General features: G+C 63.8%; 11 protein-coding genes and 3 pseudogenes. 7 read left to right on the top strand and 7 right to left on the bottom strand.

Annotated features, from left to right (window positions below; all coding sequences use genetic code 11):
* Positions 1-81 precede the first annotated feature (81 nt).
* Both VGH54_RS10905 and VGH54_RS10900 read right to left on the bottom strand, forming a co-directional pair.
* A pseudogene (locus VGH54_RS10905) lies at positions 82-1,900 on the bottom strand (FAD-dependent oxidoreductase).
* Positions 1,901-2,135: 235 nt separating this feature from the next.
* Complete coding sequence (locus VGH54_RS10900; protein ID WP_331511990.1) at positions 2,136-3,524, bottom strand: wax ester/triacylglycerol synthase family O-acyltransferase; 1,389 nt, start codon at positions 3,522-3,524, stop codon at positions 2,136-2,138.
* Positions 3,525-4,313: 789 nt separating this feature from the next.
* Here VGH54_RS10900 and VGH54_RS10895 point away from each other — a divergent pair.
* The 3 genes from VGH54_RS10895 to fadD6 are packed head-to-tail and all read left to right on the top strand — an operon-like array spanning position 4,314 to position 8,364.
* Positions 4,314-5,702 carry a lipase family protein gene (locus VGH54_RS10895; protein ID WP_331511989.1) on the top strand — a complete coding sequence of 463 codons (1,389 nt, stop codon included), beginning with the start codon at positions 4,314-4,316 and terminating at the stop codon, positions 5,700-5,702.
* 29 nt (positions 5,703-5,731) lie between these two features.
* On the top strand, positions 5,732-6,592 hold the full coding sequence (locus tag VGH54_RS10890; protein WP_331511988.1) for an SDR family NAD(P)-dependent oxidoreductase: 861 nt from the start codon (positions 5,732-5,734) through the stop codon (positions 6,590-6,592).
* An 8-nt stretch (positions 6,593-6,600) separates the two neighbouring features.
* The gene (gene fadD6 / locus VGH54_RS10885) at positions 6,601-8,364 is read left to right on the top strand and encodes a long-chain-acyl-CoA synthetase FadD6 (protein ID WP_331511987.1); all 1,764 of its coding nucleotides are present in this window, start codon (positions 6,601-6,603) and stop codon (positions 8,362-8,364) included.
* A gap of 24 nt (positions 8,365-8,388) precedes the next feature.
* Here fadD6 and VGH54_RS10880 read toward each other — a convergent pair whose 3' ends face one another.
* Complete coding sequence (locus VGH54_RS10880; protein WP_331511986.1) at positions 8,389-8,802, bottom strand: limonene-1,2-epoxide hydrolase family protein; 414 nt, start codon at positions 8,800-8,802, stop codon at positions 8,389-8,391.
* Positions 8,803-8,907: 105 nt separating this feature from the next.
* Between VGH54_RS10880 and VGH54_RS10875 the strand changes: the two genes are divergently transcribed.
* Positions 8,908-9,534, top strand: a complete 627-nt coding sequence (locus VGH54_RS10875) for a helix-turn-helix domain-containing protein (RefSeq protein WP_331511985.1) — start codon at positions 8,908-8,910, stop codon at positions 9,532-9,534.
* Positions 9,535-9,540: 6 nt separating this feature from the next.
* On the opposite strand, the gene VGH54_RS10870 is transcribed toward VGH54_RS10875, so the two are convergent.
* Positions 9,541-10,185, bottom strand: a complete 645-nt coding sequence (locus VGH54_RS10870) for a helix-turn-helix domain-containing protein (RefSeq protein ID WP_331511984.1) — start codon at positions 10,183-10,185, stop codon at positions 9,541-9,543.
* Between the two features lie 126 nt (positions 10,186-10,311).
* Here VGH54_RS10870 and VGH54_RS10865 point away from each other — a divergent pair, with 126 nt between their 5' ends.
* The 3 genes from VGH54_RS10865 to VGH54_RS10855 all read left to right on the top strand — a co-directional run bounded on the left by VGH54_RS10865 (position 10,312) and on the right by VGH54_RS10855 (position 13,856).
* Positions 10,312-11,283, top strand: a complete 972-nt coding sequence (locus VGH54_RS10865) for an oxygenase MpaB family protein (protein WP_331511983.1) — start codon at positions 10,312-10,314, stop codon at positions 11,281-11,283.
* A gap of 121 nt (positions 11,284-11,404) precedes the next feature.
* A complete protein-coding gene (locus VGH54_RS10860) occupies positions 11,405-12,541 on the top strand; it encodes a spirocyclase AveC family protein (protein ID WP_331511981.1) in 1,137 nt (378 codons plus the stop codon).
* A 187-nt stretch (positions 12,542-12,728) separates the two neighbouring features.
* Entirely contained in the window at positions 12,729-13,856 is a 1,128-nt protein-coding gene (locus VGH54_RS10855; RefSeq protein WP_331511992.1) for an adenylate/guanylate cyclase domain-containing protein, read from the top strand.
* 212 nt (positions 13,857-14,068) lie between these two features.
* On the opposite strand, the gene VGH54_RS10850 is transcribed toward VGH54_RS10855, so the two are convergent.
* The 3 genes and pseudogenes from VGH54_RS10850 to VGH54_RS10840 all read right to left on the bottom strand — a co-directional run.
* Complete coding sequence (locus VGH54_RS10850; RefSeq protein ID WP_331511980.1) at positions 14,069-14,971, bottom strand: alpha/beta hydrolase family protein; 903 nt, start codon at positions 14,969-14,971, stop codon at positions 14,069-14,071.
* 18 nt (positions 14,972-14,989) lie between these two features.
* A pseudogene (locus VGH54_RS10845) lies at positions 14,990-16,096 on the bottom strand (lytic transglycosylase domain-containing protein); the annotation flags it as partial.
* A gap of 64 nt (positions 16,097-16,160) precedes the next feature.
* Positions 16,161-16,494 (bottom strand): annotated as a pseudogene (locus tag VGH54_RS10840) (ABC transporter ATP-binding protein); the annotation flags it as partial.

Below are 16,494 nucleotides of genomic sequence, written 5' to 3'. Positions count from 1 at the left end.
CGCCGTATGGTGAGCCGACACTATGAATGCTGATGAAAAGGGAAAAGGGCCTGCGGTGCAACGATCTCCGACGGAAGGTGACTAGCTCAGGTGGTGCACCTCCTGTAAGCCGTATACCGGCGTGGGGATGCCTTCATAGCGAGCCTTTAGCTGCAGGGCGAGAAAGAGAGAGTAGTGCCGCGACTGGTGCAGGTTGCCGCCGTGGAACCACAGATTCTCCTGCTGGGTCGGCTTCCACATGTTGCGCAACTCGCCTTCCCACGGCCCCGGGTCTTGTGTGGTGCCCGAGCCGAAGCCCCATACCTTGCCGACTTTGTCGGCCACGTCTTGACCGATGATGTCCGCCACAAAGCTGTTCATCGACCTGAAGCCGGTGGCGTACACCACTAGATCGGCCGGCAGTTCCGTGCCGTCGGTCAGAATCACCGACTCCTCGGTCAGCCGCTCGACCCCGCCGTGGCATAGCTTGATGCTGCCGTCGCAGATCAGGTCGGAGGCGCCAACATCGATGTAGAAGCCGCCGCCGCGTCGCAAGTACTTCATGAACTGGCCCGAGTCGTCGTCACCGAAGTCCAGCTGAAAGCCAGCCTTTTCCAAGCGGTCGTATAAGTTCTTGTCCCGCAGCCGCATTGCGTCCGAGATCGGTTTCTGGAAGTCCGCGATGATTCGGTACGGCAGCGATGCGACCGTCAGGTCAGCCTTCTCGGTGGTGATGCCGCCCGCCGCCGCCTGCTCGGAGTAAAGGCCGCCGAGCGCGATTTCCACCACCGAGTCAGAAGTGACGACGAGGGTGGAGGCGCGCTGCACCATCGTGGCGTCAACCCCGTTGTCGTACAGGGCCTTACAGATGTCGTGCGCGGAGGTCCCGGAGCCAATCACCACGGCGCGTTTTCCCACATAGCGATCCGGGCCGGGGTGCTGGCTCGAATGATGCTGGTCTCCACGGAAAACGTGCTGGCCGGGCAGCTTCGGCACCTTTGGCTTTCCCGCCATCCCTGTCGCAAGCACCAGGTGGGTGGGCCGCAAGGTAAGGCGTTCGCCGTCGCGGTCGACCTCGATCGTCCACCGCTTTGCCTGGGCATCGAACGCCGCCGACAGACACGTTGTCGAGATCCAGTACGGGATCTCCATCACCCGGGTGTAGAACTCCAGCCAGTCGCCGATTTTGTCCTTCGGCGAAAACACCGGCCAGTTCGCCGGGAACGGCAGATACGGAAAGTGGTCGTACCACACCGGATCATGAAGGCACAGCGTCTTATACCGCTTGCGCCACTGGTCGCCCGGGCGCGCGTGCTTGTCGACGACGATGGCCGGCACCCCCAGCTGGCGTAGCCGCACCCAACGCGATTCCGCCTTGGCTGCCGCCGACAACCACGACGTAGGGCTGCTGCGAATAGCCGAGCGACGCCTCCTGTTCCGCACGCTTGTCCGCCCACGACCGGCCGCCCGGATCGGGGCCGTGCACCGCGCCAAGTACGCGGCGAGAACCAATCGGCTCCTCGTGGCCCTTGAGCTCATCTAGCGCGGTTAACAGCGTCCAACCGAGATCGCCCTTAAGCCGCAGATGACCGACACCTCGGCCGACGGCGGTTTCAAATTCGATGAACGCTGATGTCACACCACCGCCATCATCGGTCGGTGCTTCCCGGGCACGGAATCCCGACGGATCGGCGTCGGCGAGTCGTGCGCGCAACATGTCGGCGATGCCTTCGCGGCCCTCGATCGTCTTGATATTCCAAGTGAACGTCACCAGATCCCGCCACAAACTGTCCGGGACGAACTTAGCCACCACCCGGTCGATGTCGCGCGCCGCCAGGGCGGACTCGAAGTCGGCCAGCCACGCACGAACGCGGGCCTCTGGTGATTGCGTAATGGCCGCCGCATCCAACTGTCGAGTCATTTGGAGCACGGTACCCGCCGTCCAGCCCCTGAATCGGCGTCATGTGTGTGATCGTGGGTGGGTCGTCGGGCCAGCGCCAAACCAGCGCGAAGACCCTAAGCTGTGGTCGCGAGTTTTCATCCTGAGCAAGCCGCCCGACCGATGTTGGCGCAAAAGAAACTGGCCAGAGTTTGCGGTTTCGTTCTCGGGTTTTGACGGCGTCAAGAGTGGCCATCTAACCCATCGAGCTGGCGGATCACGCCACAGCGGTGAGCAATTCCTGCAGGGCGACCTCGAAGTCATCGGCCAGGTCCCATACGTCGGGCACCAGTTCCCAGCATGAGTTGATCCCGACGTCAAGCTTGCCGGTCAGCGACATCACCGTGATGTTGAGGCCGGTGCCCTGGAAGATCGGGCCAAGCGGATACATCGCCTTGACCTGGCAGCCCAGAAAGTACAACGGCACCTGCGGTCCCGGCACGTTGGAGATGACCAGATTGTGCACCGGTCGGCGGGTCAGCACCGTACTGGCGAAGAGTCTCACCGCCGGAGCCAACAGCGCCCGCCCTGCAAACTGCGCCCAGTCCAGCAACAGCGTCGCCCCGATCGCCGCGCTGTGCTCCTTAGCCACCCCATTGGCGTGCGCGATGGCGCGCAGCCGGTCGGCCGGGTCGGCGATCTGAGTCTGCAGGCGGGAGAACAACGCCGTTAACTGGTTGCGGCCTGGCCGGTCGGACTTTTGATGCACCGACACCGGCACCGTGGCCACCAGCGAGGTGTCGGGCAGCTGACCGCGATCGAGCAAGAACTTGCGCAGCACCCCGGCGCACAATGCCATCACCACATCGTTGACCGTGACATTGAACCTGTTCTTGATCGTCTTGATGTCGTCGAACTCCAGGCGGGCGTAGGCGATGTTGCGCCGGCGAGTGATGGAGTCGTTGAACCGGGTGCGCGGCGCCCGGAACGGCGCCGCCATGGCCCGCCCGCTACGCCCCCGGCGCACGGTGTCGACGATCGTTGACGCCGTCATCGGCACCACAGTGGCCAGCTGCACTGGCCGGGCAACGAACTTCGCCAGGCCCCGCACCGCCATTCCCACCGAGTTGGTGTCCCCCGGCCCGTCCACCGCCTTCGGCGCCGGCGTGTCCGGTTCGGTGCCGCACAGCTGCGACAGCAGGTTCGCACCGCCCACCCCGTCCACGCTGGCGTGATGCACCTTGGTCATCACCGCCAGCCGCCCACCCGCCCTGGCGTCGGTGCCGGCGATCCCCTCGATCACCCACATCTCCCACAGGGGCTGGCCGCGATCAAGGGGCAGGGAGGCGATGCGCCCGCAGGTCTCCGACAACTCGACGCGCCCGCCGGGCGCCGGCAGCCCGATGCGGTGCAGATGCCGGTCCAGATCGAAACTGTGGTCCTCCACCCACACCGGATGGTCCAGATTTAGCCGGCTGTCGGCCAACCTCTGCCGAAACTCCGGGATCGACTTGATCCGCACGCCCAGCTCTTCACGCAGCCGAGCGAAGCTGTACCCGCCGGGCACTGTCGCGGCGTCCAACTCCAAGATCGCGCAGACGTGCAACGGCTGTGAGGGCGTTTCCAAATACAAGAAGCTGGCATCCAGCCCGCTGAGGCGTTGCATACGTTTCCCTTCCCCCGGTTGAGGGGGTCAATTGCCGCCAGCCGACCCTGCCGGCCGAGGCGACGCGATCGAAGACCGGCCGGCGGCACGCGCCGATGACAGTCAGAACTTGATGGCGAACCCGTTCAGGTCCTGGCTAAAGGGCGTAGAGCTCATAAACACGACTGTCCCGAGTCTCAGGAGTGAAAATTCGTTGAGAAATCCGCCGACACCATTGTGCGCTTATCTGCGCTCGATTGAAAGTAGGTTTCGGGTGCCGATATCGCCAATCCTATTGACACAGCGGAAAATTCGACCGTTTGACTGGCAATACCCAGCCCACTCCTCGTGACGCACTGTCAAATACGAAGCGTGGTTTCAGGCGAGGTTTTAGCTTTAGCGCGAACATGCGGAGCGTGTCGCGTGAAGGTCTAGACGGCGGTCGTGACGCGCAGTCGACTACGCCGCCGACGCCAGCTACGCGGATCGCGTCGCGCCTTCGGTGGTGATCGCACGCACCACCGGCGGTGGGGCGCCACGCGCGCTTGCCGGTGCGCCGGTGGCCTACCCCTCGACGGTTCTGGTCTGGATTTCTGCCCTATGACCTGCGATTTTTGGTGGAGCTGCCGGGAATCGAACCCGCACCGGAAATCGCCGTGAGCTGCGGAAACGCTGAAGTTAGCGACGCGGACCGACGTCAAACGACGTGAAACGACCTGCGGATTGACCATGGCCGCGGTTTAGCACCCGGTACCGCGGGTACTGACTTTCCAGTTAACGGAGACTTGAGCAGCTCGGAGGTAACCAACGATGGGCGGCACATCCGCGGAGAACGCATACATCACGGACGCCCCACACGACGACATACGTCGCGGCGAACGTCCGCTCCCGCCCGACGAGGATCCCTTTTACCAGCCACCAAAGGGCTATGAAAAGGCCCGACCCGGGACGGTACTCCGCTCACGGGGAGTCGAGCTCGGCTTTCTCGGCATGATTCCCCAACGGATCACCGCAACCCAGCTTCTCTATCGCAGTACCAACTTGCACGGCGATCCCGAGGGCGCGGTCACCACGGTGCTGGTACCTGAGCGACGGGATCCCGGCGTGGTTTACCCGGTGCTGTCATATCAATGCGCCATCGACGCTGTCGCGTCGCGGTGCTTCCCTTCGTACGCACTGCGGCGCGGCGCGAAGGCTATCGGCGCTTTCGTACAGTCCGAGTTCCTGCTGGTAGCGGCCGCTCTGGCCGAAGGCTGGGCGGTGTCAGTACCTGATCACGAGGGCTGCCACGGCATGTGGGGCTCGCCGTATGAGCCCGGATACCGCATCGTCGACGGTATACGCGCGGCGTTGGGGTGCGAGCGGCTCGGATTGTCGCCGTCCGCTCCGGTGGGCTTATGGGGGTATTCGGGTGGTGGACTCGCCTCGGCATGGGCCGCCGAGATGACCGCCGAGTACGCGCCTGAGCTCAACATTGTCGGCGCCGTGCTGGGCTCACCGGTCGGTAATCCGGAGAGCGTGGCCCGCCGCCTCAACGGCAGCTTCTTTGCCGGCCTCGCGGCTCTGATGATCGCTGCGTTGATCCAGGTCTTCCCCGACGCCCAGAAAGTGGTCGACAGGCATGCGACCGAGGACGGCAAACGGTTGCTCGAGGAGCTCCAGACGATGACGACAGCCTCGGCAGTTTGGCGGTTGCGCAAAGTCGACATCGGCTCATATGTCGACATGTCGGCCGACGAATTGTGGGACCTGCCAGAAGTGCGCAACATTTTCGATGAAACCAAGCTGGGCAAGTCGGCGCCAGCAATGCCCGTGCTGGTCGTCCAAGCCGTACACGACAACATCATCAGCGTCGAGGACGTCGATGAGCTCGTCGCGACATATACACGTGGCGGCACCGCGGTCACGTATCACCGCGACGGGTTCTGCGATCATCTGCTTCTGCATCCATTGTCAGCGCCCATGACACTGAGGTGGCTGCGGGACCGGTTTGCACGGCGCCCTCTCGACGAGCACCGGACCCGTACCAAGTGGCCGACATTGTTGAACCCCTCGACTTATCTTGGGATGCTCAAGTTGGGTGTGATCAGCGCGAAAGTGATCGCTGGGCGTTCGATCGACCGCCATCCGTTGTCCACGGCCGACGTGCCTTACGGCTCGGAGCGATACTCGACCGTCACGGTTGACGCCCAGGATTGATCAGGCGGCATCGTGGGAAGTCCCACGTCATGAGCTCAGCCGGAACAGTGCTGGGGATGCTCGTGAACCATCCGCGAGCATCCGACCCCGACCGATTGCATGACGCGGTGTCGGGCGCGACGGTGCTGGTCACCGGCGCCTCGTTCGGCATCGGCGAGGCCACCGCACGCAAACTCGCCTCGGCGGGAGCGACCGTGCTGCTCGCGGCCCGATCGGCGGACAAACTCGACGAACTCACAGCGACGGTCGCCGCCGACGGCGGGCATGCGGTGAGCTACCCGGCCGACATCAGCGACGAGGCCGCCGTCGCCGAATTGGCGAAACGCATCTGCGCCGAGCATGGCGCGCCGGACATCGTCGTAAACAACGCGGGCAAGTCGATCCGCCGGTCGCTGCACGAACAGTACGAGCGACCGCACGACTTCGACCGCACGATCGGCGTCAACTACCTTGGCCCGATCCGGCTGCTGCTGGAACTGGTTCCGGAGATGCGGCGGCGCGGCAGCGGGCACATCGTGAACGTGTCGAGCGTCGGCGTCCGCACCCCGCCGGGCCCGCGGTGGGGCGCCTACCAGGCGTCGAAGGGGGCGTTCGACATGTGGCTGCGCAGCGTTGCACCCGAGCTGCACGCCGACGGAGTGGACGTCACAGCGATCTACTTCGGACTCATCAACACCCGGATGATGGAACCGACCAAGAGCCTGCGCAACGCGCCCGGCCTGTCTGCCGAGCAGGCGGCGGACATCGTTGCGAAGGCGATCACCGATCGACCCCGCACGATCGCCCCGTGGTGGTTGTGGCCGGCCGAAGTCGCCACCGTCGTGTTGCGTGCGCCGGTGGAGCGGGCGACGCAGGTGTGGTGGCGGCGGCGCGCCAAGCACTCGGACTGAGCGGGCCAGTGGCCGGTGACACCGTCGGGCTGACCGACATCGCCGCGCGCCTGCCTGCCTTGGTTCTGGACGCGCCCGTCGTTGCGCGGGGCACGCTCACGGCTTTTCTGGTCCGCGGGTCGGCGAAGAAGTCGATCGGCCGGGTCTTCCAAGACCGTGCGGCGCGTTACGCCGACCACGTTTTCATCCGTTTTGACGACGAAGGGCTGACCTACCGCGAGGCCAATGAAACCGTCAACCGCTACGCGGCCACGCTGGCCGAACGCGGCGTCGGTCGCGGTGACGTCGTGGGCGTCATCATGCGTAATTCGGCGCGAACGCTGCTCGTGATGCTCGCGGCGGTCAAACTCGGCGCGATCGCCGGAATGCTGAACCACAAGCAGCGCGGCAACGTGCTGGCACACAGCGTCGGGCTGTTGCATGCCAAGGTGGTCGTCGGCGAGGAGGACCTGCTTTCTGCGGTCGACGAATCAGAGGCGGAAGTCGCCGACACCGTGACCATCGACGAGTTGGACCGCCTCTCTGCCGACGCGCCCACCGACAACCCGGCGGTGACGTCGTCGGTGCGGGCTAAGGACCCCGCGTTCTACATCTTCACCTCCGGCACCACCGGCGCCCCGAAGGCCAGTGTCATGACGCACTACCGGTGGCTGCGCGCGATGGGTGGGTCCGGCGCCCTAGGCATGCGATTGAAGAGCAGCGACACCGTGTACTGCTGCCTGCCGCTGTACCACAACACCGCGCTGACCGTGGCGGTGTCGGGCGTGATCAGCGCAGGGGCCACTCTTGCTTTGGGCCGGTCGTTTTCGGCCTCGAGGTTCTGGGACGACGTGACTCGGCACGACGCCACCGCCTTCGTCTACATCGGCGAGGTTTGCCGCTATCTGCTCAACCAGCCGGAGAGGGACACGGACCGAACCAACAAAGTGCGCGTGGTCGGCGGCAACGGGCTGCGCCCGGATATCTGGGACGAGTTCACTGCTCGCTTCAATATCCCGCAGGTGTTCGAGTTATACGGGGCCAGCGAGGGAAATACGGGATTCGTCAATATCTTTCACATCCCCAAGACCGCTGGCCTCTGCCCTACCGCGGTCGCGTTCGTCGAGTACGACCCGGAGACCGGCGAGCCGGTTCGCGATGCGAACGGCCGGGTCCGCAAAGTGCGTCGCGGCCAGCCCGGTCTGCTGTTGAGCAAAATCACCAAGGCGCAGCCGTTCGACGGCTACACCGACCCGGAAGCCAGCGAGAAGAAGTTGATCCGCAACGCTTTTCGCGACGGTGACGTGTGGCTTAACAGCGGTGACCTGCTGCGCCCACAGGGTTGGCGCCACGCTGTGTTCGTCGACCGGCTCGGTGACACCTTCCGATGGAAGGGCGAGAACGTGGCCACGACGGACGTCGAGGCCGCAGTGGCGGCCGACCCGGGGGTCGAGGCGGTGACGGTCTTCGGGGTGAAGGTGCCCGGTGCGGACGGGCGCGCCGGGATGGCGGCCGCGGTGTTGAAGGACGGTACAGAGTTCGACGGCGCGTCGCTGGCCCATACCGTCTACGACCGCCTGCCCGGCTACGCGGTGCCGCTGTTCATAAGGGTCGTCGATTCGCTGGAGCACACCGCGACGGTCAAGACCAAGAAGGTCGATCTGCGCGAGCAAGGATACGGACCCGACGTCGACGATCCGGTCTACGTGCTCAACGGTCGCGAGGAAGGCTACGTCCCGTACTACGACCACTATCCCGAGGAAGTCGCAGCCGGTGAGCGGCCCGCAAACTGACATCGCCCAAGTCGCCCGAACCAATCATGCGGTTGCTGGGACGAGTGCGCTGATGTCCTCGCCTTGAAGAAGTTTTACCGTGAGCGACACGTCGAAGTAGTCCGTCCATCGGGTGATTTTTCCGTCTTCGCCGACTATGAATGTGCCCATCACCGGTACTGCTGGCGTACCACCGTCCGGTGCCTGGATGTAGTCCAGGCGTTCGGTCAGCACGACTGCTCCATCGCTGGCGATATTGACGATCTCAAAGGCGTAAGCATCGGGAAACATCGAGAACTGCGCGGCCATGTTTTCCACGATGGCATCGACACCGCTCGATGCCGGCATGCCGACGTTCTGATACACGGCATCGTCAGCAAGCAGTGGTCGCAGCGCCTCCGCGTCGCGTTTTTCCATCAACGCGCAGAAGTTGCGGACGATATCGACAGGTGCAGACATACCTCAGAACCTCCACGTGAACGAAATGGCCAAACATCACCTACAGCATGTATGTGACATTCGGACTGTAGGTGACGTGCACTCTGTATGCAATAGGCTGACCCGATGGCACCCGCTGACGACGCGCTGGACACTAAGGCGCGGCGGGCGGCACAGGCAGCAGCCACTCGCGCTGCACTCGTCGCCGCCGCCCGGAGACTGTTCGTCGAAAAGGGCTATCACCGCACGAGCACCGAAGAGGTCGCTGCAGAGGCCGGCGTCGGCACCCGAGGCGCGCTGTACCACCACTTCGCGGACAAGCAGGCGCTCTTTGAGGCCGCCTTCATCGCGGTCGAAGAAGACCTCGTCATTGAGGCGGCAAAAAAGCTCGCCGACCCGGCCGACAGTGCACTAAACCAACTGCGGCAAGGACTCGTCGGCTTTCTCGATGCGTCCCTCACGCCTCACGTTCAGCGGATACTTCTCATCGACGGACCTGCCGTGCTGGGCTGGGTCAAATGGCGTGAACTGGAAAGCCTCTACGGATTAGGAGCCATCCGCGCAATGCTGGAGCGCGCAGTCGAAGAAGGTGACCTCGCGGCCGGCCAACCGGTAGACGCGCTTGCCCATGTCCTACTTGCCGCTGCTGATGAGACTGCCCTGTTTATCGCGAACGCACCCGATCAACGTGCGGCCCGCGACCAAGGTGTCACAGCCTTGAACGCCGTGCTCGACGGACTGCGAGCGGGCTAGTCCCATTCACCTCGGTTGCCGAAGTCCGTCCGATAGCTCCGCAGAAAGGTCCGCGGTCTTCAACAACAAACCGGCGACGACGGCGGCAATGTGATCTTGACTTGCGTCAAACTCCCCGCGCAGCCAGCCAGCTATGACTTCCATCGCTCCACTCACAAGTGCGTATGCAGCCATCTCGGAGTCCACTTCGCCTTCGTTCGAGGTGGGTGCGTTGCTGATCATCGCCGCCATCGCGCGAGCGATCGCGCGCGCACTCTCCCGCCTTGCCTGCTGCAGAACCTCAGAGGTATGCGAACGCAGGAGGAGTTGCACGAGTCTCGGATCAGAAGTGAGAAAGTCGAGCGCCGCGACGGCAGTCTCCTGGACTTGGGCGTGGATATCCGGGGCAGCCTTCTGGCTCGCCACGTTGACCGCCTCAAGACCCCTGGCGGTGCGGTCCTGGACAATCGCCTCGACCACCGCGTCAGCGTCGGTGAAGTGTTCGTAAAAGTATCGATCGTTGAGCCGAGCCCGAGCACATATCGCTCGTTTTGAGACTCCGCGCGCGCCATCTTCGGCGAAGAGGTCGAGAGCGGCTTCCATGAGGGCAGCACGCCGGATGGCGCGCCGCTCATCAGCGGCGACGCCGCCATACGCCTGCTTCGCCGACATAGAAACCATTGTGACCGACGCCTCCAACATCACTTGACCCGCACGTACTTTTGGTGCAGTCTGACCCCAGAATAGTTTCTGGTGCCGCCTGGCACCAGAAACGCGGACATTCGGAATGGAGCTCCCATGTCGGTCGAGTCCCGTGACATGTCCGTCGCATCGATTGCAGCGATGGACGACCGCGCGATGATGGAAATTGCGCCCGCGCCAGGCTGGTCGGTCGCTGACCGATTCGAGCGCATGATGGGCTCCAAGCTGGTGGCGATATTCGCCCCTGCGCTTTTCGACGAGATGATGCATCCGGCGGTGTCTGCATCACTTGTAGACACTGCCCGCATCCGCGACGACCCGCTGAGCCGCGCGCGACGGACGGCTGCATCCGACCAACTGGCCTTCTTCGCGCACACGGCTCATAGTCGCGACGAGATGGAGCGGCTTGTGCGGCTGCATCGAGACCTCAAGGGCGTGCAGCCTGACGGCCAGCGTTACAGCGCACTGAGCCCCGAGCCATGGAACTGGAACCTCATCAGCATCTTCTTCATGCATCGCGGTGCCTTCATCGCGATTGGCGGCGAACGTTTGAGTCCAGACGACAACCAGGCGATCTGGGATCGCTTCCGGCAGATGTGCGACGGTCTTCAGATGCCTGGCCGGGCAAGGCAACTCGCCGAACGGTACGAGGACCTTTGCGCCTACTACGACAAGGTGGCAGACGAAACGCTCTCCCATACCGAGAGCCTCGACATCGTCATCAACGCCACCCTTAGACCTACACGTCCAGATTATGTGCCGTCGATATTTCAACCGATATGGACGCTCATCGCCCCGGCAGCGGGTCATCTGGTCACGGTGCTCGGATTCGGCATCATGCATCCAAAGGTCCGCGCGATCCTGCCCCTTCCCTGGACTCGACGTCACGACATCGAGTTCGCCATGGCGACAAGGCTGCTGCGCCTCGCCTATCGATGGTTGCCAGCACGGCTCGTGTACACACCACTCGCGCGCAACAGGTGGCAGTACGACCGTCTTGTCGCGCATTACAAGGGGCTCGGCCTGACCTCGTTTGTGCCGGGCGCAACTGAAACCTACGGACATTGACACATGACGCACCAGTCGCCGCAGTTGCGCCTGGTATTGACCAGCTCCCCGGAGGCTGAACCGCAGTCTTCCGCCGACCTACTAGACGACCTTCATGCCTAACGAAATTGCGAGGAGAACTGTGGCGACCGAACAAGGCACCAAGCCGGCGAGCACGCAGAACGCGCGGACGGCTCGCCCGTCCACCGGCCGATTATGGACTTGGCTGTGGACTGCTGTCGGTGTCGGAGCGGTTGTCGCTGTCGGCTGGAACGCACGCAACCAACCCGATGAGCGGATCGGTAATCCGAAAATCGTAGGCACGCCAAGGCCTTTCGCCCCGCTGTTCGGTTTCGGCCACTGGATTCCCGTCCTGCAGATCTTCACCCTCCTCGCAGTTGTCCTCTTGATCGCGGCCGCTGTATGGGGATGGCGTCGCTACGGGCCGCACCCCTACCTCCTTATGGGCTTGGTCACGACGTTCATCGTTTGGCAGGACCCGATGATGAACTGGGCACCGTACGCCGTGTACGACCCGCGGCTTTGGCACTGGCCCGAGTGGTGGCCATACGTTTCGCTCGCACCCACAGTCGAACCGTTCGTCGTCTTCGGCTATGTGATGTTCCAGTTCGGTCCCTACTTTCCGGCAGTCTGGGCACTGCGCAGGATTCAGGCCCGGCGGAGTACTGACGCATTCGTGTGGCGTCACCCTTTGGTCAGCCTCGGCTTACTGATTTTCATCTTCGGGTTTGTCATCGACATGATCCTCGAGGTCACCATGATCCAGACCGGGTTGTACATGTACTCCCAGGTCATTCCGTTCGGCTCGATCTTCGTGGGCACGCCCCATCAGTTCCCCCTGCTCTGGGAGTCCTCGTTGGTCACGCTCGTGATGATCCCGGCGGGAGTCCTGGTCTACCGCGACGACACCGGCCGCGCGGTGTCGGAGAAACTCGCCAACCGAGCACGAATCTTCCCCACCCGCCCGGCGCTCGGGTCATTCGTGATGATGCTGATCATCGTCAACATGTTCTACCTGGTGTACGGGCTTGCTTTTGCCTCCTTCAAGTGGACAAGGATCGCCACGTCCGTCGCGTGCCCTTGGCCGTACCCGGAGGCGAAAGTCTATGACCCGCAGGGCTTCTACGAGCAAAACGGTCAGCAGGGACCGTATTCGGTCGGTATTTGGTCTGGCTGGATGATGGCTCAACCGGAAGGGCGCCCGGCCGTAACGCTCGGATCCACTAGTGACCGCTGCGCGGCGGCTAGACATCGGTGATCTACCCATCGAGTCACCAAGGGTGTCCTCGCGGTATCGGTCTTGCGGTACATGCTCCGGTTTAGGTTCGGCGGCTTTTGAACCCGGCTTGGGGTGGGGGGTGGCCCCTTAGGCACTCAGCGCCCCGCCATAAGTGGGGCGCGCCAGCGCCTTTAATGAGTGGCGTCGATCGTTGTACGTTGGCCATATGACGGCGGACCATGACATCGAGGCGTCTGGTCTGCTGTATGGCCTTGAGGGTAAGGCACGCCTAGACCGCGCAGAGCTGATCGCTTGGCTGCTTGATCGCGGCTTCAGCTTGGAGCAGATTCGTGCGTCGCAAGCGGCCCCCATGCTGCTGCCCGCGTACCGAATCCTCGGTGACGACGGCACACGCGTCTCTGCGCGCCATATCTGTGAAGCGGGGGGAATCAAACTAGATCTGCTCGAGCGACTCCAACGAGCGGCCGGCCTGCCGCGAATAGACGATCCCGATGCCCCGGTTCTGCCGCGAGCCGATGTAGAGACCGCCGCGCGGGCGAAATACTTTGTGGACTTTGGCGCCGACCCCGACGATGCGGTTGCCGTGGTGCGGGTGCTGGCTGACGGACTTCGGCGTACTGCGGCGACGATGCGTGAAGCCGGTATGAAGACTTGGGTCAAACCTGGCGCCAGCGAGACCGAGTTGGCGGCGGCGGCGGAGGACATGGCACGGCTTGCGATACCGCAGCTCGGACCACTGGTTCAAGCCATGCTCATGCTGCAACTACGCCATACCTTTGAAACGGACTGGGTCAGCGCCGCAGAGCTCTCCGCCGGGAAACTGCCTGGTGCTCGCACGGTGGCGGTGGCCTTCGCCGACCTGGCAGGCTTCACCCGCTTGGGGGAGGCGATTCCCCCGGAAGAGCTTGAGCGAGTGGCGAGCCACCTTACTAGTCTTGCCCACGAAGTCGAGGTTGGTCCGGTCCGGTTTATCAAGACGATCGGCGATGCCGTGATGTTCGTGTGTCCCGAACCGGTGTTGTTGCTGAAGGCAATCCTTGACTTGGTGAATCTCGCGGCGGACGAGCGTCTGCCGCAACTCCGGGCCGGCGTTGCGGCGGGAAAGGCGGTGACCCGTGCCGGTGACTGGTACGGCAGGCCGGTCAACGTGGCTAGCCGCGTTACCGCGGTGGCCCATCCCGGTAGCGTGCTGGTCGCCGAGTCGGCGCGCGACGCTATTGGTTCGGCTTTCTTCGAATGGACGCCCGCGGGCACACGTCACCTCAAGGGCGTGAGAGGTCAAGTGAGGCTGTTTGGAGTAAGGCTGAGCCTGTCCGATAAGCCGACGAACTAACGGTCGAAGCCACTGAGTTGGCACTCCGGCTTTTTGACCTGTCTCTCAAAGAAATGACCGCTGCACTGCGGTTTTTGGTGGAGCTGCCGGGAATCGAACCAGGCGTCGATGCGCTGATGGTTACCGCGGCGACAGCCTCAGCCTGGACGTGATCGACGAATGGGGCTTGAGCGTCCGCGGACTCGACGGGCTGGCGCGAGTAGCGCGACACGCTAACGGATGGCAGCAGCGATGTCGCCGGACATGGCGCCCAACTGGCCCGACCACGAGCCCCACCCGTTGTCACCACCGACCGCGATGTCGAAGTGGCCATTGTGCCCGCCGACGGTGCGGTACTGCTGGTAGAACTCCAGGTTTGATCCTGTCGCCTGATCAGGGTAGCCCAGCACGGCCGCAGGATCGCTGGCTCCGGATTTTGCGGAGTAGACCCAGATGCGGGTGTCGTTTTGCGCGAGCAGCGCGGCGTGCACGTACGGGTCGTGCCACTTCCACCGGCCCAATTGCGGCGCTCCCCACATACCGTTGCCGTCAACCCCGCCGAACTGCTGCAGGCCGGCCAGGATCGGGCCGTTGTAGTTCGTGCTGGATGGGTATAGGAAACCGGACATCGATCCGGCGTAGCCAAAGCGATCGGGGTGGAAGGCGGCCAAAGCCATTGCTGCGTACCCGCCCTGTGCGGCGCCGACGACCGCATGACCGCCGGGGGCGAGACCCTTATTCGCGGCCAACCAGTTGGGGAGTTCGCTCGACAGAAAAGTCTCCCACCGCTTGCTGCCGTCCTGCTCCCAATCGGTGTACATGCTGTAAGCGCCGCCCGCCGGCGCGGCAACCGAGATCCCATTGCCGGCAAGCGTATTCATCGCATGTCCAGCGGTCACCCAGTTGCTGACTTCCGGACCAGCATCAAACGCGTCTAACAAATAGACAGCGTGTGGCCCGCCCGCCATGAAAGTCACGGGTATGTCGCGACCCATGGCCGCTGACGGCACCATCAGATTTTCGACGGCGGCCGCACGAGCCCAGCCGGTGGGTGAGATGACCTCCGTGACAGTGCCCGACGCCACCCCCAACACCGCCGCCAATAGCAATCGTGAGAAAAATGATCGTCCCCTCATACCCACCTCACTTCGTCACGGCGCCTGTTGTGTTGTTGCGCTTTGGGACTCGATACAGATCACTGTGCAACCGGGGGTGTCCGGAACAGCCGACTGGGACGGTGACATCGGTTGCGGGGCAGGCATCGCCGGTGGGCCGAAGTCCACCAACCACGTTTGGGCCAGCGGGTCGGTGGACGGTAGACCGTGGACATTGAGGGGCAACCCCGGACCAAGCCCCTCTGGATTCTCCAGATGCCGGTCAGCCAGCGGCGGCGGCGGCCCGGTCACTGGTGGCAGGTCTACCGGAACCACGCCGGTGGCGTACGCCGCGGCCCAGCCCAACACATTGCGGGCGTAAGACGTCGAGTTGTTGTAGCGCAGAATCGCCGCCATCACCTGAGACTGGTCTCGCAAGTTCAGCCCGCCGCTGCACAGATACCGCGCGGCGGTCAGCGTTGAGTCGTAAAGGTTCTGGGGATCGGCGATGCCGTCCCCGTCACCGTCAGAGGCATATTGTGCCCAGGTGCCGGGTAGGAACTGCATCGGGCCCATGGCGCGCGCGTAGCTGACTTGACCGCCGGCGCCGCTTTGGACAATGACCTCGTTTCCGGGCAGCGTGCCGTCCAGCGCCGGTCCATAAATCGGCCGCACCGCGGTACCGCGGGCATCGGTAGCACCGCCATTGGCATGGCCAGATTCAATGCGTCCGATACCGGCCAACAGATTCCAACTGATCCCGCAGCCAGGATCAGACGTCGCCATCTTCTGCTCGGCGTTGCGGTAGGCAGCCAGGGCCATCGACGGAATACCCACAGCACTAGGTGAATTCACCACCGCGGGGGGCGGCGGAGCCGACTTGGTGGCCGCCGCAATGTGGAAGCTGGCCGGTGGTCGCATCGCCGCGATCACGACCGAGCGAGACTCATTACCCGCGGCTGCGACAATCGCCGGTGAAACAACCGGGGCAGTTGGCGAAGCCGTTGTGCGTGCAGGGAGTTGCCGCGACCCGCCGCTGACGGCGCAAGCGAGCAAGAGTGGAGTGATCGTAGCGACGCTCAGCATTTGGCCCCGCGCCAAACGGATCGCCCGCTGTAGCAACGTCGCTCGGTGAAACTGGTTGAACCTCGAAACACCCCGGTGCATATGCGATCTGAACGCCACAGCCGGCTCGTCGACATGTGCCCTGAGGCGGTGGCGCGCCATTTGTCTAATACCCGCGCTGAGTCGGGATGGATGCGGTGTCGGGGTCCTCGTCGCGGTGCCGGGCGCGAGCGTCGGGTTGAGCACCGTTGTCATCGAACGACTCGAGGATGGCTTCCTGGGCGTCTTTGGGCAGCAGGTGCAGGTTCTCCCGGACCCGGGCCTGACGGCGGGCGACCGCCTTGCGCTCGGGCATGCCGGGGGTGGCCAGGATCTGCGGCGGCACCCCCTCGACCTCCTCGACACCGCCGTCGACATGGCCGGCCTCCAAGTGGGCCTGCTCCTCGGCCATGGTGGCCTCGTCCTTTTCCTCCGACATCCCGATCGGGCCGATACGACGC

The organism is Mycobacterium sp., from assembly GCF_036488105.1.
Classification (GTDB): domain Bacteria; phylum Actinomycetota; class Actinomycetes; order Mycobacteriales; family Mycobacteriaceae; genus Mycobacterium.
This window is presented reverse-complemented; position numbering and strand designations above follow the sequence as displayed.

What these genes read in the sequence shown, in the direction of transcription:
- VGH54_RS10900 (WP_331511990.1), bottom strand. Translation starts at nt 3,524, where the DNA reads ATGCAACGCCTCAGCGGGCTGGATGCCAGCTTCTTGTATTTGGAAACG.
- VGH54_RS10895 (WP_331511989.1), top strand. Translation starts at nt 4,314, where the DNA reads ATGGGCGGCACATCCGCGGAGAACGCATACATCACGGACGCCCCACAC.
- VGH54_RS10890 (WP_331511988.1), top strand. Translation starts at nt 5,732, where the DNA reads ATGAGCTCAGCCGGAACAGTGCTGGGGATGCTCGTGAACCATCCGCGA.
- VGH54_RS10880 (WP_331511986.1), bottom strand. Translation starts at nt 8,802, where the DNA reads ATGTCTGCACCTGTCGATATCGTCCGCAACTTCTGCGCGTTGATGGAA.
- VGH54_RS10875 (WP_331511985.1), top strand. Translation starts at nt 8,908, where the DNA reads ATGGCACCCGCTGACGACGCGCTGGACACTAAGGCGCGGCGGGCGGCA.
- VGH54_RS10870 (WP_331511984.1), bottom strand. Translation starts at nt 10,185, where the DNA reads ATGTCGGCGAAGCAGGCGTATGGCGGCGTCGCCGCTGATGAGCGGCGC.
- VGH54_RS10865 (WP_331511983.1), top strand. Translation starts at nt 10,312, where the DNA reads ATGTCGGTCGAGTCCCGTGACATGTCCGTCGCATCGATTGCAGCGATG.
- VGH54_RS10855 (WP_331511992.1), top strand. Translation starts at nt 12,729, where the DNA reads ATGACGGCGGACCATGACATCGAGGCGTCTGGTCTGCTGTATGGCCTT.
- VGH54_RS10850 (WP_331511980.1), bottom strand. Translation starts at nt 14,971, where the DNA reads ATGAGGGGACGATCATTTTTCTCACGATTGCTATTGGCGGCGGTGTTG.